This window comes from Roseobacter insulae, from assembly GCF_019375555.1.
GTDB lineage: Bacteria > Pseudomonadota > Alphaproteobacteria > Rhodobacterales > Rhodobacteraceae > Roseobacter > Roseobacter insulae.
In genome coordinates this window covers 975,075-993,278 of sequence record NZ_JAHXDN010000002.1, presented here as the reverse complement: position 1 = coordinate 993,278, position 18,204 = coordinate 975,075, and the positions used below count along the sequence as shown (strand labels likewise).

Here is an 18,204-nt window from a genome sequence, read left to right as displayed (position 1 = left end):
TGCATGTCAGACTAAGTTGACACCTGGGAACGAAACCGCGCGCGATGACCGACACACCCATTGTATCTTTGAGCTTTTTTCGCTTTGCCCGCCCGACGGCACGGCTATGGGCCTTCGCGATGATGGCCTTTGCCCGGCGGGCGTTGCCGAAGGTGCCGGGGATCGGTTTCTGGAAACTATGCGGATCCGGCACCGGCGAAGGGTTCACACCGGTGCCCAACACGGCTGTCTACGCGATCCTTGCCAGCTGGCCGGACGAGGCGACGGCCCGCCGGCAGACCGCCAGGGCAGGCATTTTCACGCGCTACCGTACCCGCGCCGCCGAAGACTGGACGATCTTCCTTGAGACGACCTCCGCACGCGGCCTCTGGTCGGGAAGAATGCCCTTCGATGCAACCGAAAACGCGCCCGGCGGACCGCTCGCAGCCCTGACCCGCGCCACGATCAAACCCTCCGTCGCCCTGAAGTTCTGGCACCGTGTCCCCGACATCAGCAGGATGATCGGGGCGGATCGCAATGTCGCCTTCAAGATCGGGATCGGCGAAGTGCCCCTGCTGCACCAGATCACCTTTTCCATCTGGCCAGACGCCGCAGCCATGGCGGATTTCGCCCGCACCAACGGACCCCACGCCGCGGCCATTCGCGCGGTACGGGACGGCAACTGGTTCTCAGAAGAACTCTATGCCCGCTTCAGGATCCTGGGAGATGCGGGATCCTGGGATGGAACAAGCCCCCTGGACTCACTGGAACTGCAGGTATGAAGACCCCCTTCCCGTTTTCCGCCATCGTCGGACAATCCGCGATGAAACAGGCGATGATCCTCACGGCGGTGGACCCCGGGATCGGCGGGGTTCTGGTGTTCGGGGATCGTGGCACCGGCAAGTCCACTGCCGTTCGCGCACTGGCGGCACTGCTGCCACCCATCCGTGCCGTGGAAAGCTGCCCGGTCAATTCCCCCAGGTCCGCGGACTGCCCTGAATGGGCTGAATTAGGCTCTAAAAAGGTGGTATCCCGCCCCACGCCGGTCATTGACCTGCCTCTGGGCGCAACCGAAGACCGGGTGGTCGGCGCGCTCGATATCGAACGCGCGCTGACACGCGGCGAAAAAGCCTTCGAACCCGGCCTGCTGGCCCGGGCCAACCGCGGTTATCTCTATATCGACGAGGTCAATCTGCTCGAAGACCACATCGTTGATCTGCTGCTTGACGTCGCGCAATCGGGGGAAAACGTGGTAGAGCGCGAGGGGCTTTCGATCCGGCATCCGGCCCGCTTCGTGCTGGTCGGATCAGGCAACCCCGAAGAAGGTGAACTGCGCCCCCAGCTGCTGGACAGGTTTGGCCTGTCGGTGGAGGTCCGGTCGCCCGCTGACGTGGCCGAGCGGGTGGAGGTAATCAAGCGCCGGGACGCCTTTGAAACCGATCACGCGGCTTTTATGGCCGAATACGGCGCCGAAGATACCAAGATCAGAGAAGCAATCCTGAAGGCGCGCAGGAGAGTGGCAAAGATCATTACACCACCGGACATCATTGAAGATTGCGCCAAGCTTTGCATCGCGCTGGGGTCCGACGGCTTGCGCGGTGAACTGACCCTGCTGCGGGCCGCGCGGGCGCTTGCGGCATACCAGGGCAAACGAAAGCTCACACGGGCGCATTTACGTGACATTGCGCCCTCTGCCCTGTCCCACCGCTTGCGCCGCGACCCGCTTGACGAGGCAGGTTCCGGAACCCGCGTGATGCGCGTTGTCGAGGATGTGCTGGGGTGAGCGCGCAGGCCGACAGCTGGGATCGCGCGGCCCTCTCTGTTGGTCTGTTGTTGTTCGCGCCCAGATACCTTGCCGGTGCCGTCATAAGGATGCGGGCGAGCCCCGACCGCAATACCGTGCTTGACAGCCTTGCCAACCTCTCGACCAGAAGGCTCCACCCCGCCATCTCGGATGAGCAGCTGTTTGGCGGACTCGACCTCTCCGAAACCCTGAAACATGGTCAACTTATTGAAAATAATGGATTTTTCAACAATCCTTGTGCAATAATGCTGACCATGGCGGAACGATGTGGTCCCGAACTGGCCGCGAAACTGGCGCATCAGCTTGACCGCCACGCAGGGCATTGCTTTCTCGCACTCGACGAAGGGGCGGAGCCGGATGAGGCGGCGCCCCCTGCCCTGACCGAGCGGCTGCCCTTTCACATCGCACCCGAAGGCAAGGCCCCGGCAGGTTGGGCCCCTGTCCCCGCGGGGACAGCGCCTGTGCCGCCCCGCGAGGTGGCGTGCACGCAGGGTGATCTTGAAGCCCTCACCATGCTGGCAGCCCGGTTCGGCATTGACAGCCTGCGCGCGCCCCTTCTGGCCCTGCGCGTGGCGCGCGCGCATGCGGGCATGGCCGGTCGGAATAAACTGCATGCCGAGGATCTGGAGGCTGCCGCCTGCCTTGTTTTCCCGCAACGCGCCACCCGCATGCCCGCGCAGGAGGACGCGGAGGAAGATGCGCCCGCGCCGCCGGAGACGGAAACCGGGACGGATGCGGGCATGCAGAACACGTCCGACCTGCCGGATGGCGACATGCTTGTCGATGCGGTCAAGGCCCTGCTCCCGGCGGATCTGTTGGCCGGGCTTGTCCCCGCGGGGACATTGCGCAGTTCGCAGGGCGACGGAGCCGGACAAAAACGCAAGGGGAACCGGCGCGGACGCCCCCTGCCCTCGCGTCCCGGCAGACTGGATGGCCGCAGCCGGATCGATCTTGTCGCAACGCTGCGCGCTGCAGCCCCCTGGCAGCCGATGCGCCGCGCCGCACAGCCTTCGGCGGGCGGATTACTGATCCGCCCTTCCGACATCCGGTTGAAACGCTACCAGGAACAGTCTGACCGGCTGCTCATTTTCGCGGTTGACGCCTCGGGGTCCGCCGCGGTCTCGCGGCTCAACGAAGCCAAGGGCGCGGTGGAGCTGTTACTGGCCCAGGCTTATGCGGCCCGGGATCACGTGGCGCTGGTGTCTTTCCGTGGCACAGAGGGCGAGATTCTGCTGCCACCCACGCGGTCGCTGGTTCAGACCAAGCGCCGTCTGGCGAGCCTGCCGGGCGGCGGCGGCACCCCGTTGGCCACAGGGCTTCAACAAGCAGCGGCGCTGGCCACTCAAAGCCGCGGCAAGGGGCTGACCCCCACCATCGTTGTTCTGACCGACGGGCGCGCCAATATCGCGCTGGATGGCAGCGCCGATCGCACCCACGCAGCGGCAGATGCCGCGCGGATGGCGCGCGTGATATGTGCCCAGGGCATTCAAACTCTGACCATTGATGTGTCGAAGCGCCCGCAACCGGCGCTCAAAGCCCTTGCCGAGCAGCTGGGCGGCCCATACCTCGCGCTTCCAAGGGCAGATGCACGGACGCTCACAGGCGCCGTCAGCGCCGCTCTGGAAGCCTGATGCGGTGGCCACCCCCAGATGACTGGCCGAACGCGGGCTTCTCGCGCCAGGTGTTCAGCGCGCCGCATCGCTGGCATGTTCAGGAGACCGGCGCGGGCGAGACCCTGTTGCTGATCCATGGCGCAGGGGGCAGCACCCAGTCCTTCCGCGCCTTGTTTTCCCACCTGGCCCATACGCATCATGTGGTGGCAATAGACCTTCCCGGACAGGGCTTCACCCAGCTTGGCGCGCGCCACCGCTGCGGGCTGGAAGCGATGGCAGAGGACATTGGGCATCTGTGCGCGCAGCAAGGCTGGCAGCCCGTCGCCCTTGTCGGACATTCCGCGGGGGGAGCGATTGCCTTAAAACTCGCGCAATCGCTTTTGTCCCCGCGGGGACAGCCGCCGGCAGTGATCGGCATCAACCCCGCGCTGGACACGTTCGATGGCATTGCAGGGGTTCTGTTTCCGGCGATTGCCAAGATGCTGGCCGCCATTCCCTTCAGTGCGCGGATCTTCTCCGCAGCGTCCTCAACACCGAGCCGTATTCAGGCTCTGATCAGCGGTACAGGCTCTAAACTAGAGTCTGACGGACTGGCGCTGTATCGCATGCTCGTGGCCGATCGTGACCATGTGGACGCCACGCTTCTGATGATGGCGCAATGGTCGTTGGACCACCTGACGGAAGAGCTGCCAAGCCTGTCCGCGCGGACGCTTTTTATCACCGGCGATCAGGATGGCGCGGTGCCGCCCAAGGTGTCACATGCGGCGGCCGGGCGCATGCAGAACGCAACGGTCGTCGACATGGCGGGCTATGGCCATCTTGTTCACGAGGAAGCACCGGGCGAAGTGGCCCGCAACATCCTGCACTTTCTGGACAGTTAGTCTTTCAATCGATCCAGAAAAGCGCGCGCCGCAGCCTCCAGCCTACGCGGTTCAATCGCTCCGAAATCATGGTCCAACGCAACTTCGAACCGGCCCGATGACGCGGTCACCTTCGCAACACCCTCGGGTCGGTTCAGCTTGATCGTGGTGCGTGCGGATGTTCTCGACACGCTCGGTTTCGACGCCTTCGGTCGGGATTGGCCACCGGTCACGGCGCTCCGCAGCAGCGACAGTTCGAGCACGGCATCCCGGGCCGGCTGGCTGTTCAGTACCGCCCGCACCTGACCGGCAAAACGCGGGTTGTCCTCCAGCAGTTTGACGAGGCTCAGGCCGGTTGCGCGCGGAATCGCCTCGGGGAATTTCAGATCATTCCCGAGCACCGTGAGCAAATGCGCGAAATGGCGGATGTAGCTGCGCTTCTGACGCCCCGCAGAAGCGTAGAGCCCATCAATCGCGGCGGCCACGCTCTGCCCGCTGCGGCCTGCGTAAGACATCGCAAGCTGGGCCATCTCGGCGAAGGAAATATCGCGGCGCACGAGGTTTTCATCCACCATGCGGCGGTAAAGGACATCAAGCTGCGCGCCCCGCGCCTGCAGCGTCGCGGGGATGCTGTTGAAACGCGCCTCACCGGTTTCCGCCCGCAATTCGCGGAACGCGCTCAGCCGACGGAATCCCTGGATCAGCTCATATCCGGATTCGGTTTCTTCCACGTGAATGGGGTTCGACAGACCGACGGCAAGAATGGACGCTTTCAACTCATCAAGATCGGGGTCACGGTCCGCTGCCCGGTCGCGCACCAGCTTTGACATTTTCACATCGTCCAGCGGCACCAGCCCGACAATCTGGCCGTTTTTCTTGAGGGCCACGTATTCATGCGCCAACCGGTCGTTTTCCGCCCGGATTTCCGCCTCGGCGGCCTGCCGCACGCCAAGCGCTTCCGCGTTCTCCGAAATGGCCGCCGCCATCGGACCCCGGCGGGCAGGGGTCTCGTTATCTGTCCCCGCGGGGACAGCGGCTTCGTCGAAGTCGATGTCAAAGACGCGCCTTTTGCTCATGTCTCATCCTCCAGCTGGTCCCAGGCGGTACAGAGGTTCGTGCGAAACTCCGCATAGGCCTGATCAAAACTTGCCCGTGCCCGGCGCCAGGTTTCGCGTGTCATATCGCGGTAATCGATCTCGTAGATGGACGACAAAAAGCGCCCGGATTGTTCAACCGCGCGCGTCATCTCGATCGGATGCTCGGTGACCCTATCGCCAAAGACCTTCACAAAGGCCTGTTGCATCGCGCGGTGCAGGTCGTTGTTGGGTTCGAACCGGGTCAGAAGAAAACGCAGGTCAAGAAACACCTTGGGCAGGTTCATTGTCCCCGCGGGGACAAGCCCGTTGAAGCGGCTGAGATCTTCGAGCGCCTCGGCCAGCTGACCAATGAAGGAGGTGGTGGAATCATATTCCCAGTAGCCGGGCCCGGACGGGATGTAGAGCATATCGGCGGCGAAGACCGCGTTCATCGACTGGTAGCCAATGGCGGGCGGACAGTCGAACAGAATCAGATCATAGGCATCATCGGGCAGTTGATCGAGAAACCGCGACACGGCGGCAAAGAAGGACCATTCGGGGTTCATGTGGCGATACTGGGCGGAGGCAAATTCAACAAAAGCCGCGTTGGCGCAGGACGGCACGATATCGATTGTCGGCCAGTTCGTCGGCTTGATGAAATCCGCCGCACGCAGATCAGCCAGCCCCATGTCGGTGATGCTGCTGGGCAGGCGGCGCCGGGGCAGGGCGGTACCGCTCTCGGCACCCTGGGAGGCGCGGTTCATGCGCTCCGTCTCTGCCGCCAGATCACGCGCCATGATGCCCCACACGGTGTATTCCTCGGCCACGTCGCTGAGCCCCATGGAATGGCTGAGCGTTGCCTGCGGATCAAAATCGACACAGAGCACCCGATAGCCATCCAGCGCCGCCGCATGGGCAAAGTGCAGCGCGACGGTGGACTTACCCGCGCCACCCTTGAAGTTCGCGATCGCGGCGCGCATCGCGCGCTTGCCCGCAGGCCGATAAGGCATCAGCGACCGGCGGTTCACCTTCAGTCGGCGGCGCAGCTCGTTGATCTCCTCAAGGCTGTACCAATGCTGGCGACCATCCGCCTCGACCGTGCCCTGGGGCAGGGTGGGGTCCGCGGCCAACCGGCCCCGCATCGTGGACTGGTTGACCTTGAAGATCAGCTCCGCCACCTCCCAGCTGGAAAAGCGGCGCAGGGTCTTTTCATTCTGCGGGCTGTAGGTCTGCTGCCGAATGAAGCCCTGCATTTTGAGGGATTGCGCCTGAAGCCGCGCGAGATCTGTATGTGTAAACATGGGCCGCCTGTGGTCTGCCATGTCCCCGCGGGGACGCTAATTCTTGTTTTTTCCAGAATTACGCGGATTTGGAGAAAATTGCAAAAGAGAATATGCTTTGGATGCGATTATTCGCCGGAGCCGTTACACGCCACCGGCGTGGCGCAAAAGGGGTCTATGGGTGATTCTTCCCGGACCTGTCCGCGTGGAGACAGGATTTGACAGAGTGGCAAAATATAGGGGGACGATATTTTGCCATCCACATCCTATGGGGTGACAAACGTTGCTGAATAGGGGACATACAGCCTGACCCCCAATACCGTTTAACCGGAATATTTCCTTTTGGATGGGCGTCACGACGCGACCTCATCGACAGAAGACTTGACAGAATCGGGTAACCGGACGCAAATCAGGGTACAGAACTGAAAAACGGCTGGTTTCCAAGAAATCAGTGAAATGAGAGGCTGATCAGTCAGCCCGTTCACGAGGCAGCACCGACCTTTTTTGGCCGGGCATCACATACAACGAGGGCAGAACCAATGCTTTCCACGAAACCAGTTGGTCGTGGAGCGTCTGCGCGCAAATATGATCTGTTGACCGCCTTGGGGGCCTTTGCCCTCGCGCAGGGAAAATATGATCAACGCAGAGCACTACGACTGATCACACTGATAACCGCGCGCTATAACTGGGCGCGCGACGAGCTTGCCGTCGGGCAGCGGGAGATCGCGCGCCTGTGGTCTGTCGACGAGCGGACGGTCAAGCGGGAAATGGCTTTGCTGCGCGCGAAGGGATGGTTGGTTGTGAAGCGGCAGGGCGCGCGGGGCAGGGTGACGCAATACGGTTTGGGCATTGACCGCATTCTGATCGACAGTGAGCCGAACTGGGCCTGTGTCGGCTCTGATTTCGAAGTAAGGATGGGGCAGGGGGATATGCCACCGGCAGTTGTGCCGCTGCCTGTTCGCGGCACGGTTGCCGCGCCGGATGTGTCGGCGGGTACCGAGTGGGCGCTGGCCCGGGCGGTCCTGCATGCGGAGGATGCGGGGACCTACGCCAGTTGGATCGCGGCGCTGGAACGTGTCGACAGGGCAGGGGGGCGGTTGACGTTGCGCGCGCCCTCCAGGTTTCACGCAGCCTACGTGCAGACGCATCTGGAGCGGCGTGTGCTGGCGGCCTGCCAGGATATCGATGCAGAGGTGGCGGAGGTGCGGATCGCAACATAGCTTTGCCCGCCGGAGGGTGACCGGCTGGGCCCGAAGGTGACGCCCGCAGAGCGCTGTCCCGACGCAAGCCGCCAGCGCCTGGCGTGATTGACATTCATCAATGTTGACCGCGGCGATCCAGTGTACCGAAACGCGTTGGTCAACAAAAAGCTGAGACAGACATGGTTTCGCGTCGAACGGCAATTGCATCTGGATTATCGGTCGCAGCACTTGCAGCCATCGGATATGGTTTCTGGCCTCGGATGGATAGCTACCGCGCCGCGTTGGAGAGGCAGCGGCGTTTGATATCCGGCGATCCCACACTGCGCGAACTGGTGCGGCTGTCGACGCTGGCGGCAAACGGTCATAATACGCAGCCTTGGAAGTACCGGCTGGAGGAGGCGCAGGTCAGTATTCTTCCGGACCCTACGCGCAGGACGGAAGTGGTCGATCCTGACGATCACCACCTCTACGTGAGCCTGGGTTGCGCGGCAGAGAACTTGATCATTGCGGCACAGGCCCATGGGCGGCCTGCGGAGGTGATGATCGCGGATGGTCCCGCACCCGGGATAGCGGTTGCCCTTGGCAGTGGCCCGTCCGCGGACGACCCCCTCTACCAGGCGATCCCCCTGCGGCAATCAACCCGGTCGGTCTATGACGGTCAACCGGTCTCGACGACCGATCTTGAGCTGCTCACATCAGCGGCGACGGAAGATGGTGTGTCGGTGCAGCTGTTTACGGAAGCCGCAGACCGCGAAGCCATCCTTGAATTTGTTGTGGCAGGCAACAGCGCGCAGATGGACGACCCGGCCTTTGTGAAGGAGCTGCGCGACTGGCTGCGGTTCAGCCCCGATACGGCCGTGGCGACAGGGGACGGGCTGTTCAGCGCCTGCTCGGGCAACCCGGTCATGCCGGATTGGATAGGCGACCGCTTTTTCGATGCGTTTTTCACCAAGGATGCCGAGAACACCAAATATCGCGATCATATCCGATCCTCCGCCGGGGTTGCGGTCTTTACCGGCGATCGTGCGGACCCGGCGCATTGGATCAGGGTGGGGCGCAGTTATGAGCGGTTTGCCCTGCAGGCAACGGCGCTTGGGATTCGGAACGCACATATCAATCAACCGATCGAGGTGCCCTCGCTACGGTCCGAGTTTGCAGGCTGGCTTGGCACGCCGGATGTCAGGCCTGACCTCATTGTGCGTTTTGGACGTGCACCCGCCCTGCCGATGTCCTTGCGGCGCCCGGTCGAGGCTGTGCTGGCTTGAAGACGATCAGACCCCGGACAGAAGCCCCGCGCAGCAGAAAGCCGCCGCCGTGATGACCGGCGACGGCTTCTTTCGGATCACGATAGCTTAGCTTTGCGGGCCAACCGACGCGAGGTAGGCTGCGACGTCTTCGCCGCCTTTTCTCAGTTTGAACGACATCCGCGACTTGGCTTTGGAATCGTCCAGCGTCGTGCGCAGGAACTCACGTGGATCAGCGATATACTCGGCAAGGTTGGCTTCGTCCCAGACAAGGCCGGCGGCGCCCGCGGCAACAAGGTCGTCACCATATCTGAAATCAGCCGTACCCGCGGTGCGGCCAATCACGCCATAGAGGTTGGGGCCGGTTTTGCCGCCTTTGACGATCTCGGTACCGTCATCGGCGACGATCATGTGGCAGGATTTGCACTTGTTGAAAGTTTTCTCACCTTCTGCTGCATCGCCCGTGGAATGGCCGTCGGCGAAGGCGGGTGCCGCGAAGCTGATCGCAATGATGGCTGCAAAGGTACGTGTCATCGTTATCTCCTGAGTTGCTTGGCTTACAACGTAGGAGATAACTGCGAGAGTCAACAGTCACATTATCGCTATTTTCAGGCCACTGCGTGGGATATTGCGCATTGCTTCCAAAGCTCTTTGAGCGCATGCACCAGATGTTCGATATCCTCGATGCTGTGCAGAGGAGACGGGGTAAAGCGCAGTCGTTCGGTCCCCTTGGGCACGGTAGGATAATTGATCGGCTGCACGTAGATCCCGTATTGCTGCATCAGGTAATCCGCGATCATCCGGCATTTTACCGGGTCCTTGATCATCACGGGAATGATGTGGCTGGGGTTGTCGAGATGCGGGATGCCCTCCTGATCAAGCCGCTTGCGCAGATAGGCCACGCGCTCGCGCTGCAGCTTACGCTCAACGCCGGATGCTTTCAGGTGCTGGATCGAGGTTTGCGCCGCAGCGGCCACGGCAGGGGGCAGGGCGGTGGTGAAGATGAATCCGGAGGCAAAGGAGCGGATGAAGTCGCAAAGCGCCTCAGAACCCGTCACATAGCCCCCTACAACGCCGTAAGCCTTGCCAAGGGTACCTTCGATAAGCGTGATGCGGTCTGCGAGCCCCTCGCGTTCCGAAATGCCGCCGCCGCGCGGGCCGTAGAGGCCCACGGCGTGCACTTCGTCCAGATAGGTCATCGCGCCGTGCTTTTCGGCGACCTCGACGATCTCCTGCATCGGGCAGATGTCGCCATCCATGGAATAGACGCTCTCGAAGGCAACGATCTTCGGCGCGTTGGCGGGCAGGGCTGCAAGTTTGCGGTCGAGGTCTTCGGGGTCGTTGTGCCGCCACAGCACCTTGGTCGCGCGGGAGTGGCGAATGCCTTCGATCATCGAGGCGTGGTTCAGTTCATCGGAGAGGATAACACAGTCGGGGATGCGCGCGCCCAGGGTGCTCAGCGCTGCCCAGTTGGACACATATCCTGAGGTAAAGAGCAGCGCCTGCTCCTTGCCGTGCAGGTCCGCGAGTTCGGCCTCCAGCAGCTTGTGATTGTGATTGGTGCCGGAGATGTTGCGTGTACCGCCTGCACCCGCGCCACAGTTATCGATCGTTTCCTTCATCGAGCGGATCACGTCGGGGTGCTGACCCATGCCGAGATAATCGTTTGAACACCAGACGGTCACCTGGTCCGGGCTGTCATCATCATGGCATTTCGCCGCCGGAAAGGCGCCTGCCTTGCGTTCCAGCTCCGCGAAAATGCGGTAGTTTCCATCGTCCTTCAGCGCGTCGAGCTGGGATTGGAACAGTGCATCAAAGTCCATGATGTCCCCCTTGGTGGTGTTGTGTCGTTTTTTGGGTTGGTTTGGGCGCAGGAAGCATCCAGCGCCAGAGTTTCTCGTCCGGGATCGGCAGCACCATCATCCAGTGCTCCAGCAAGGCCAGAGCGGTGATGGCGCTCAGCAGGGTAAAGCCAACCTGCGCGCCGGCTGTCTCCGCCGCGTAAAGCCGCTCCAGCCAGCAGGCCGCTGCGAAAGTCAGCGCAGAGACCGATACCGGGAACAGCCAGTTCATCGTGCGATACCTGAAATGGCTGGGCAGATGCGACAGTGCTTCGGGCAGAAAATCGATGTTGATCTTCGGTACCCCCAGAAACAGGTTCAGCTTGGCCGAGATGCGCGCGAAAAACAGCACGGCAAAGGTCCAGGTGGCGAATTGATTGGTTGCGGCAAGGTTCCAGTCAATCAGGAACATGGCGATCAGGGTCGCGACAAGCAGCATCTCGTGATAGGCAAGCGTGCCCCATGCGCGGATGAACCGTTCCCATTCCGGTCTGTCCGCGGGGAGGGGAGCGCCATTGGGCCCGGTGATGACACCGGACAGAAACGCCAGTTCGATCCACCCCCAGATGGCCAGCGCCGCGAGGAACCCCGCGTAGGCGCCAACGACAGATGTGTCGTGCAGCGAGGCCCAGAAGCCCCAGATCCCCAGCCCCAGAAAGGGCACACCGAAGAGAACAGCGCGGTAACGCGCCGTCCCCCCGTTCCGGTCGGCCGATTTCACGACCCACAGGATCGCCCCGGTGGAAAACCACCAGACAAACAGGGCGAAAAGGGCAGGGGTCCAGAAGCTCATCAGTAAGCGGGCTCCAGTCTGGTGGAGGCGGGCACCTTATGCTTCCTGGCCGGGATCGTGATCAGCGACACGAAAGCGCTGACAGCCCGCACCTGCGCGCCGATCTTGGCAAGGAAACGCCCCTCCTCGGTGGCCTTCGCCAGATCAGCGTTCGCCTTTTGCATCCTTTCCAGCCCGCTTTGCCAGCGCGGGTGGTCGATATCGAGCGTGATCGGGAAGATCTGTTCGCTCAGCTTGCTGGTCTTGGTGAACACCTCGTGCGCGTACCAGTCCGGATCAACGCCCAGGGCCGCGTGAAAGGCTGGGCGCTGGTGGTCGCGCACATACATCGTGGAATAGACCGCCGTCAGGAAGAACTTGATCCAGTAGACGTTGAACCCGGAAGTCAGCTTGGGGTCGGTCTTCATCAGCAAGGCGAAGGCCTCGCCGTGGCTGAACTCGTCGTTGCACCATTCCTCGAACCATTTGAAAATCGGATGGAAGCGGTGCTCCGGGTGCTCCTGCAGGTGCCGGAAGATCGTGATGTAACGCGCGTAGCCGATCTTTTCGCTCAGATAGGTGGCGTAATAGATGAACTTGGGCCGGAAGTAGGTGTATTTCTTCTTCTGCGTCAGAAAGCCCAGGTTCACCGCCACACCCGCTTCGCGCAGCGCATCGTTGATGAAACCGGCATGCCGGGCCTCGTCCCGCGCCATCAGCTGGAAAAGCTGCGTGATGTCCTTGTTGTTGCCGCGCCGCTTCATCTCCTTGTAGAGCACGCAGCCCGAAAACTCGGCGGTGCAGGAGCTGATCAGGAAATCGATGAATTCCTTCTTCAGGCCGGGTTCCATATTCTCCCAATCCACGTGGTCCCAGTCTTCATTTTTCTTGAAGTGGCCCTTGTTAGGGTCTGATACCATCTGGGCGATCAGCTTGTCCCAGTCTTCGCGGACAGGCGTGACGTCGATGGCGTCCATCTCGTCGAAGTCCGTTGTATAGAAACGCGGCGTCAGCAGGGTGTTCTGCATCGCCACCTCGGTCGCGGATTTGCTGTCGAGGACGGATTGCGCCTCCTGTTGTGCGAGGGATTCCTCGGCATCGGTAATGTCGGATGTGTGTTTCAAAGGGGCATTCATAGCGTGACCTCCTCGGAAAAGGAAAATTCGCAGAGCTCCATGACCTCGAAATCGCCGGTCAGGCGGGTCCAGAGCTGTTCGAGCTTGCTGGCGCGGATGATCGTGGCCTCGCGGTCCTCGATGACAATCTCACCAAAGGGGGCCATGATCTCTTCGCCATGCACCTTGACCTCGTCGCCGGGGTAGATCACGGCGCCGTTGTTGAAGCGCACATGCGCGTGCAGGCTTTCGAATTTGTGGCTGATTTCGACGGTGCAAGGAGCCCGTTCAAAGTCTTTCGTCAGTAGTCCCATAGGTGGCTTCCTCCTAAGGTTTGGGTTGGTCCAGCAATCTGGCGAAGATGCGGGTGTTGGATGCGCCAAAGCCCATGAGCTCGGCGGACCATCCGGTGGCGGGATCGTAAAGCGACAGGCGATTGCCCGCGCGGAGTTGCAAAAGAACAGGGGCGGTCGGGCTGACACCGACCTTGGCGCGTTCGCGGGCAAGCACCCGCTCCACACCGGCGATAAAGCCGCCCTTGTCAGACGGAAAATCGGCAATCATCACGCCGTTCACGTCCAGAACACGGGCCGCGCCAGAGGCGTCCCCGGTCAGAACAATGGCGCGTTCGGCGATGATCCGGGCCATTGCGGGCGTGCTTTCCAGCGGGCGTCCGGTAAGGGTTGCAAGGCTGACGATCACCAGCACGCAGGCGACAAGGCCAAACATGATCCGTACCAGAATGCGCGGGACCAGATCGTCTGGCTTGGCGTGGATGCGGGGCTGAGTTTGCATGGTCATGACCCTTACTCCGCCGCCATTGCGTTCCGGGGCATCGCCCGGCTGACCTGCGGTACTGAGACTCGCGCCTCGGCGGCTTCTGCCAGCAGGGCGGCAACCCGTTCCGCATCCGGGATGCAGCGCAGGGCGGGCTGGGTCCGTTTCATGTGCCACGGGCGGACATGCGGCCAGCAAACAAGGTAGCTGAGCCGGGTATCGCCCATGGTTTCCAGCGCGATGGTGCCGGTGCCCCGTTTGCGCAGGTCCAGCATGGCGTTGCTGACCTGACGGTAGGGCAGGTTCAACGTGATCGTGAGCGCGGCCCCGATGCGCATGACGACACGTGCATCGGTGACCGTGTAGACCGTCGCCCGCGCCTGAACATAGGCGACTAGCATCAGCAGTCCGCAAACCACCATGCCCAGCAGACCGAACGGCACCGCGGACCCGATGGCCTGACCAATGGGCAGTAAATCCACCACCGACAGAAACCGCCACCCGGCGAGCACACCGAAATAGCCCGCCACCCACTTCAGGCTCAACGCCTCGATGCTGAGGGCCCACCAGTCCGGCCGGCCCTGCCACAGGATCTCTTCGCCCTTCGGCGGTTCGGCAGGCAGCCCCTCAACGGGCTCAATCTCGAAATCGTCGTGGTGAGACATGGCGAGTATCTCCTTTAGCGGTTTCAGGCAGTCGCGCGGGGCGGGTCACCGCCCGGCGCAGAGCGGTTCGGTTCAGAGCTTCGGTTCGGCGCGGTTACCGGCATAAAGCTTGCCGCCGCCGTAGTAGCCGGAGATTTTATCTTCCTCGAGCAGGGTCACCTGACGGGGGCTGGCAATGGTCGGGATCGTGGCGAAATGCTTGCCATAAAGCGCATGTACGGTGACCTTGTTCGACCGGATCTTGGCAAAAGTCATCGGCATCAGGCGGGTGCCCGAACCCCATTTGCTGTCCAGCTCCACTTCGAGATAGCGGACCAGCTGTTCGGGTTCATCCAGCCACATGTCGGTGATCTTGCCGACGATCTCTCCGTCGCCTGCCACCACCGGCAACCCGCGCGGGTCACGACCGGCGGCAACATGAAACCCCTCGGCGCCGGACATCGGCACAATTTTCGGATGACCGTGGCCGTCCAGTTCCGGCGCATCGCGGCGCGGCGCCCAGCTGGCGGGGCCGACGCCATCCAGCATCGGATCACCCGTCGGTTCCAGCGGAAAACCGTTTCCGGAACCCACCCGCTTCATCGCGATGTCGTCGCGTTCGGGTGTCTGCCCGCTGGGAACGGTCACTTCGCCGCGCCCGTGCGGCAATTTGAACGTCTTGTCCCGGGGCAGGGGCCACATGCTGGGATTGGAGGACTTGTTGCCCTCGTCATCCTCCAGTGGATAGCCTTCGCGCATGTTCTCGCGCTGGATGTAGATGATCAGGATCGCGAAAAACACATAGAAGAGCCAGAGCGACAGGCTCGCCAGATCAAATTCGCCAAAGAATGTTCCAGTCATGTTGTTTCCTCCTGAAACCGGGTCATGTTGGGAAATCCGCCAGACCCATGGGGCGCTGGCTGGTTTTCGTTGAGGTGAAGGAACCGCTTTGGCGCACGAGCGGTCCAAGGATTACGAGGGTGATGAACAGCAGTCCGATCTCGGAATGATAGACGAAGGAATACCCGGTGGCCGGGCTGTTGAGCGCATCGCCCAGCCGGCCGGAGGTGGCCGCATGGCCGACCCAGTCGCGCAACCCGCCGCCCAGGGCAATGGACAGGCCTGCGGCGGTGGCCTGCGCCGCGCCCCAGGCACCCAGCGCCAAGCCGCGCCCGGCAGTGCCGGTTGCCGGCATCGCCATCGCCGCAGTAAGCGTGGCGACAGCGAACAGCCCGCCGCCGAACCCGATAATGCCTGCCCCCGCGTAAAACAGCAGGTTAGAATGCATCGGCGCGGCAAAAATCACCAGAGAGAAGGCCCAGATGCCCGCCACGATGCCGGCCCCGGCCAGCCTGTAGGGGTTGGAGCCTTTTGACAGCTGTCTACCGGCAAGCGCGAACCCCAGCAGGGCACCGGCGGCCCAGAGAGCGGTCAGAAGAGTTGTGGCGGAAACCGACAACCCGAGTATTTCACCGCCATAGGGTTCCAGCAAAACGTCCTGCATGTTGAAAGCCATGGTGCCGACGAAAACGCAGACCAGAAGGCGACCGGCCCGACCGCCTGCCATGAAATCCCGCCAGGCCTCGGCAAAGGCAGGGCGCGGTTCGGCGCGCTCCTTGCGGCTCATTGGGCGCACATGTTCTTGTTTCCAAAGGGCAATCAGGGTGAGGCCAATGCCGACGACCGCCGCCCCCTGAACCACGCGGATCAGTTTCAGCGGTGTGAAGTCAGTGAGCAGAATGCCCATGATCACGGCAGAGACGCCCATGCCGACAAGGAACATAACATAAAGCAGCGCCACCACGCGCGGCCGGGTTTCATCGGTCGCGCGGTCCGAAGCGAGGGCGAGGCCCGCGGTCTGCGTCATGTGCAACCCCAGGCCCGTCATCAGAAAGGCGAGGGCAGCAAGAACCTCTCCGGCAAAGGGGATATCGTGCACCACGTCGCCCCCCAGCACCAGCAAGGCAAAGGGCATGACGGCGAGGCCGCCGAACTGCCACAACGAGCCGAACCAAAGATAGGGGATACGTTTCCAGCCAATGGCGGATTTATGGGTGTCCGATCGGAACCCCAGCAGCGCCCGGAAGGGGGCAATCAGGACGGGAAGGGCGATCATCAGCGCGACAATCATCGCGGGCACGCTTAACTCGACGATCATTACCCGGTTCAGGGTGCCCAGGAGCAGCACCGACGCCATCCCAACCGAGACCTGAAACAGCGACAGCCGCAAAAGCTGGCCCATCGGCAGCTCTGCGCTTGCGGCATCCGCGAAGGGCATGGCTTTGAGCGACAGGCTTTTGAGGCGCGCGCTCATGGGCGCACCTCCATCGCCTGAGAAATGTAGAAACCGGATGTCACGCGGTCCACCGGACGGAGCACGCCGCGCAGGCCCTGCGCCCTCGCGGCATGGGCAAGCGGCATATGGGCATGCGGGATCATCACGGGGCTGCGGTCCGACCGGGGAAAGAGTTTGCCTGCGTACCACATGGCCATCAGCATCCGGGTGCGTGGTGCAACGGTAAAGACAATGGTCCCGTCGGTGCGTTTTTCGAGCCCTGCAAGGGCCCCGCCGATGTCGCCCGCGCCATAATAGATCAAGCTGTCCATTGCGATCACGTGATTGAAGCGGCCCAACGTCGGGTTCAGCATGTCACCGGAGGTGAATGTCACCTGCGCGCGGTGTTCGGGCGGCAGGCGCAGCTCCGCGATATCCACCAGTTGCGGCGAAATGTCGATGGCCACGACATCGGCGCCACGCGCCGCCAGTTCCACCGTCATCTGCCCCGCGCCGCAGCCCGCGTCCAGCACGCGCTGGCCCGTCAGGTCAGCGGGCAGGCGGCTCAACATCAGCGCGCGCATCCGGTCGCGCCCCCGCCGCACGGTTTCGCGTATGCGGGACACCGGCGCGTCAGATGTCAGCCTTTCCCAGGTCTTCGTCGCGGTCTGGTCGAAATATGTCTCTACCCTGTCCAAGGTCGCGCCATAGCCGGACCGCGCGCTCTGCGCGGTTTCGGGCAGGCCCGCCGATTGCGAAAAGGGAGCGACGTCACGCATCAGTCAAATCCCAGCAGTTCAAAGATATCGCGGTCGGGCAGCGGAGCAGGGGCCAAAGGTTCTGTCCCGTTCCACAGCGTCTCGGCCAGGCGGATGTACTCCTTGCGCACCTGCACGACCTCCTCGTCGTCGGGCATCTCGAAGAGCGTCTTTTTCTTCAGACGCGACCGTCGGATCGCATCGAGATCGGGCATATGCGCAATCCGGTTGAAACCCACGGTGTCGCAATAACGATCCACCTCGTCAGTATCCTTGCTGCGATTGGCGACACAGCCCGCCAACCGGACCTTGTAATTCACCGACTTGGCCTGCACTGCCGCGATAATCCGGTTCATCGCATAGATGCTGTCGAAATCATTTGCCGTGACGATCAACGCACGGTCTGCATGTTGCAGGGGGGCCGCGAACCCGCCGCAGACCACGTCGCCCAGCACGTCGAAGATCACCACGTCGGTGTCTTCAAGCATGTGGTGCTGTTTCAAAAGCTTCACGGTCTGGCCCACCACGTAGCCGCCACAGCCGGTACCGGCAGGCGGCCCGCCAGCCTCGACACATTTGACACCATTGAACCCGTCAAAGACGAAATCCTCGGCGCGCAGCTCTTCGGGGTGAAAGTCCACTTCCTTGAGGATGTCGATCACCGTGGGCACAAGGCTGCCAGTCAGGGTAAACGTGCTGTCATGCTTGGGGTCGCAACCGATCTGCAACACCCGCTTTCCCAGCATCGAAAACGCCGCCGACAGATTGGACGAGGTGGTCGATTTGCCGATCCCACCCTTGCCATAGACGGAAAAGACCTTGGCGCCTTCGATCTTGGCCGTCTCATCCTGATGCACCTGCACCGAGCCTTCGCCATCCGCCCCGCGCAGGCTTGGCGGTGTTCTGTCCAATGGGCTCATATCGGTTTCCTCTCAAGGGCATGTCTTTGCCGCATTCTCTGGTT

19 protein-coding genes are annotated in these 18,204 nt (G+C 62.2%); 6 read left to right on the top strand and 13 right to left on the bottom strand.

Translation table 11 applies throughout. The annotated features are described in order from the left end of the window. Positions 1-44: 44 nt before the first annotated feature. The 4 genes from crtA to bchO are packed head-to-tail and all read left to right on the top strand — an operon-like array spanning position 45 to position 4,277. Positions 45-761, top strand: a complete 717-nt coding sequence (gene crtA / locus KX928_RS10990; RefSeq protein WP_219501904.1) for a spheroidene monooxygenase — start codon at positions 45-47, stop codon at positions 759-761. Beyond that, positions 758-1,762, top strand: a complete 1,005-nt coding sequence (gene bchI / locus KX928_RS10985; protein WP_219501902.1) for a magnesium chelatase ATPase subunit I — start codon at positions 758-760, stop codon at positions 1,760-1,762. The genes crtA and bchI overlap by 4 nt, the downstream gene beginning before the upstream one ends. Next, entirely contained in the window at positions 1,759-3,414 is a 1,656-nt protein-coding gene (locus KX928_RS10980) for a magnesium chelatase subunit D (protein WP_219501901.1), read from the top strand. Before bchI ends, KX928_RS10980 begins: the two co-directional genes overlap by 4 nt. Further along, entirely contained in the window at positions 3,414-4,277 is an 864-nt protein-coding gene (gene bchO / locus KX928_RS10975; RefSeq protein ID WP_219501899.1) for an alpha/beta fold hydrolase BchO, read from the top strand. The genes KX928_RS10980 and bchO overlap by 1 nt, the downstream gene beginning before the upstream one ends. Here bchO and KX928_RS10970 read toward each other — a convergent pair. Both KX928_RS10970 and KX928_RS10965 read right to left on the bottom strand, forming a co-directional pair. Continuing rightward, on the bottom strand, positions 4,274-5,332 hold the full coding sequence (locus KX928_RS10970) for a ParB N-terminal domain-containing protein (protein WP_219501897.1): 1,059 nt from the start codon (positions 5,330-5,332) through the stop codon (positions 4,274-4,276). The two genes, bchO and KX928_RS10970, sit on opposite strands and share 4 nt — an antisense overlap. Further along, positions 5,329-6,633 (bottom strand): AAA family ATPase, encoded by a 1,305-nt coding sequence (locus KX928_RS10965; RefSeq protein ID WP_219501895.1) that lies wholly within the window; start codon positions 6,631-6,633, stop codon positions 5,329-5,331. Before KX928_RS10965 ends, KX928_RS10970 begins: the two co-directional genes overlap by 4 nt. 518 nt (positions 6,634-7,151) lie before the next feature. Here KX928_RS10965 and KX928_RS10960 point away from each other — a divergent pair. Both KX928_RS10960 and KX928_RS10955 read left to right on the top strand, forming a co-directional pair. Continuing rightward, complete coding sequence (locus KX928_RS10960) at positions 7,152-7,832, top strand: hypothetical protein (RefSeq protein ID WP_219501893.1); 681 nt, start codon at positions 7,152-7,154, stop codon at positions 7,830-7,832. A gap of 161 nt (positions 7,833-7,993) precedes the next feature. Continuing rightward, positions 7,994-9,079, top strand: a complete 1,086-nt coding sequence (locus KX928_RS10955) for an Acg family FMN-binding oxidoreductase (protein ID WP_219501891.1) — start codon at positions 7,994-7,996, stop codon at positions 9,077-9,079. An 87-nt stretch (positions 9,080-9,166) separates the two neighbouring features. On the opposite strand, the gene KX928_RS10950 is transcribed toward KX928_RS10955, so the two are convergent. The 11 genes from KX928_RS10950 to bchL form a co-directional block, all read right to left on the bottom strand. Continuing rightward, positions 9,167-9,592 (bottom strand): c-type cytochrome, encoded by a 426-nt coding sequence (locus KX928_RS10950; protein ID WP_219501889.1) that lies wholly within the window; start codon positions 9,590-9,592, stop codon positions 9,167-9,169. Between the two features lie 74 nt (positions 9,593-9,666). After that, positions 9,667-10,881, bottom strand: a complete 1,215-nt coding sequence (gene hemA, locus KX928_RS10945) for a 5-aminolevulinate synthase (protein WP_219501887.1) — start codon at positions 10,879-10,881, stop codon at positions 9,667-9,669. Next, positions 10,871-11,692: a putative photosynthetic complex assembly protein PuhE gene (puhE, locus tag KX928_RS10940; RefSeq protein ID WP_219501885.1), complete on the bottom strand. Its 822-nt coding sequence runs from the start codon at positions 11,690-11,692 to the stop codon at positions 10,871-10,873. The genes hemA and puhE overlap by 11 nt, the downstream gene beginning before the upstream one ends. After that, positions 11,692-12,807 (bottom strand): magnesium-protoporphyrin IX monomethyl ester (oxidative) cyclase, encoded by a 1,116-nt coding sequence (gene acsF / locus KX928_RS10935; RefSeq protein WP_219501883.1) that lies wholly within the window; start codon positions 12,805-12,807, stop codon positions 11,692-11,694. Before acsF ends, puhE begins: the two co-directional genes overlap by 1 nt. Next, positions 12,804-13,100: an O2-dependent cyclase accessory protein gene (locus KX928_RS10930; protein WP_219501881.1), complete on the bottom strand. Its 297-nt coding sequence runs from the start codon at positions 13,098-13,100 to the stop codon at positions 12,804-12,806. Before KX928_RS10930 ends, acsF begins: the two co-directional genes overlap by 4 nt. 13 nt (positions 13,101-13,113) lie before the next feature. Beyond that, the gene (gene puhC, locus KX928_RS10925; RefSeq protein ID WP_219501880.1) at positions 13,114-13,587 is read right to left on the bottom strand and encodes a photosynthetic complex assembly protein PuhC; all 474 of its coding nucleotides are present in this window, start codon (positions 13,585-13,587) and stop codon (positions 13,114-13,116) included. 5 nt (positions 13,588-13,592) lie between these two features. Beyond that, entirely contained in the window at positions 13,593-14,228 is a 636-nt protein-coding gene (gene puhB / locus KX928_RS10920; RefSeq protein WP_219501878.1) for a photosynthetic complex putative assembly protein PuhB, read from the bottom strand. A 72-nt stretch (positions 14,229-14,300) separates the two neighbouring features. After that, the gene (gene puhA / locus KX928_RS10915) at positions 14,301-15,068 is read right to left on the bottom strand and encodes a photosynthetic reaction center subunit H (protein WP_219501876.1); all 768 of its coding nucleotides are present in this window, start codon (positions 15,066-15,068) and stop codon (positions 14,301-14,303) included. A 22-nt stretch (positions 15,069-15,090) separates the two neighbouring features. Continuing rightward, positions 15,091-16,521, bottom strand: a complete 1,431-nt coding sequence (locus tag KX928_RS10910) for a PucC family protein (protein ID WP_219501874.1) — start codon at positions 16,519-16,521, stop codon at positions 15,091-15,093. Next, the gene (gene bchM / locus KX928_RS10905) at positions 16,518-17,261 is read right to left on the bottom strand and encodes a magnesium protoporphyrin IX methyltransferase (protein WP_219501872.1); all 744 of its coding nucleotides are present in this window, start codon (positions 17,259-17,261) and stop codon (positions 16,518-16,520) included. Before bchM ends, KX928_RS10910 begins: the two co-directional genes overlap by 4 nt. After that, complete coding sequence (bchL, locus tag KX928_RS10900) at positions 17,261-18,160, bottom strand: ferredoxin:protochlorophyllide reductase (ATP-dependent) iron-sulfur ATP-binding protein (protein WP_219501870.1); 900 nt, start codon at positions 18,158-18,160, stop codon at positions 17,261-17,263. Before bchL ends, bchM begins: the two co-directional genes overlap by 1 nt. Positions 18,161-18,204 lie beyond the last annotated feature (44 nt).

Coding starts and splice junctions, on each gene's coding strand:
- crtA (WP_219501904.1), top strand. CDS start 45: ATGACCGACACACCCATTGTATCTTTGAGCTTTTTTCGCTTTGCCCGC.
- bchI (WP_219501902.1), top strand. CDS start 758: ATGAAGACCCCCTTCCCGTTTTCCGCCATCGTCGGACAATCCGCGATG.
- bchO (WP_219501899.1), top strand. CDS start 3,414: ATGCGGTGGCCACCCCCAGATGACTGGCCGAACGCGGGCTTCTCGCGC.
- KX928_RS10970 (WP_219501897.1), bottom strand. CDS start 5,332: ATGAGCAAAAGGCGCGTCTTTGACATCGACTTCGACGAAGCCGCTGTC.
- KX928_RS10965 (WP_219501895.1), bottom strand. CDS start 6,633: ATGTTTACACATACAGATCTCGCGCGGCTTCAGGCGCAATCCCTCAAA.
- KX928_RS10960 (WP_219501893.1), top strand. CDS start 7,152: ATGCTTTCCACGAAACCAGTTGGTCGTGGAGCGTCTGCGCGCAAATAT.
- KX928_RS10955 (WP_219501891.1), top strand. CDS start 7,994: ATGGTTTCGCGTCGAACGGCAATTGCATCTGGATTATCGGTCGCAGCA.
- KX928_RS10950 (WP_219501889.1), bottom strand. CDS start 9,592: ATGACACGTACCTTTGCAGCCATCATTGCGATCAGCTTCGCGGCACCC.
- hemA (WP_219501887.1), bottom strand. CDS start 10,881: ATGGACTTTGATGCACTGTTCCAATCCCAGCTCGACGCGCTGAAGGAC.
- puhE (WP_219501885.1), bottom strand. CDS start 11,692: ATGAGCTTCTGGACCCCTGCCCTTTTCGCCCTGTTTGTCTGGTGGTTT.
- acsF (WP_219501883.1), bottom strand. CDS start 12,807: ATGAATGCCCCTTTGAAACACACATCCGACATTACCGATGCCGAGGAA.
- KX928_RS10930 (WP_219501881.1), bottom strand. CDS start 13,100: ATGGGACTACTGACGAAAGACTTTGAACGGGCTCCTTGCACCGTCGAA.
- puhC (WP_219501880.1), bottom strand. CDS start 13,587: ATGACCATGCAAACTCAGCCCCGCATCCACGCCAAGCCAGACGATCTG.
- puhB (WP_219501878.1), bottom strand. CDS start 14,228: ATGTCTCACCACGACGATTTCGAGATTGAGCCCGTTGAGGGGCTGCCT.
- puhA (WP_219501876.1), bottom strand. CDS start 15,068: ATGACTGGAACATTCTTTGGCGAATTTGATCTGGCGAGCCTGTCGCTC.
- KX928_RS10910 (WP_219501874.1), bottom strand. CDS start 16,521: ATGAGCGCGCGCCTCAAAAGCCTGTCGCTCAAAGCCATGCCCTTCGCG.
- bchM (WP_219501872.1), bottom strand. CDS start 17,261: ATGCGTGACGTCGCTCCCTTTTCGCAATCGGCGGGCCTGCCCGAAACC.
- bchL (WP_219501870.1), bottom strand. CDS start 18,160: ATGAGCCCATTGGACAGAACACCGCCAAGCCTGCGCGGGGCGGATGGC.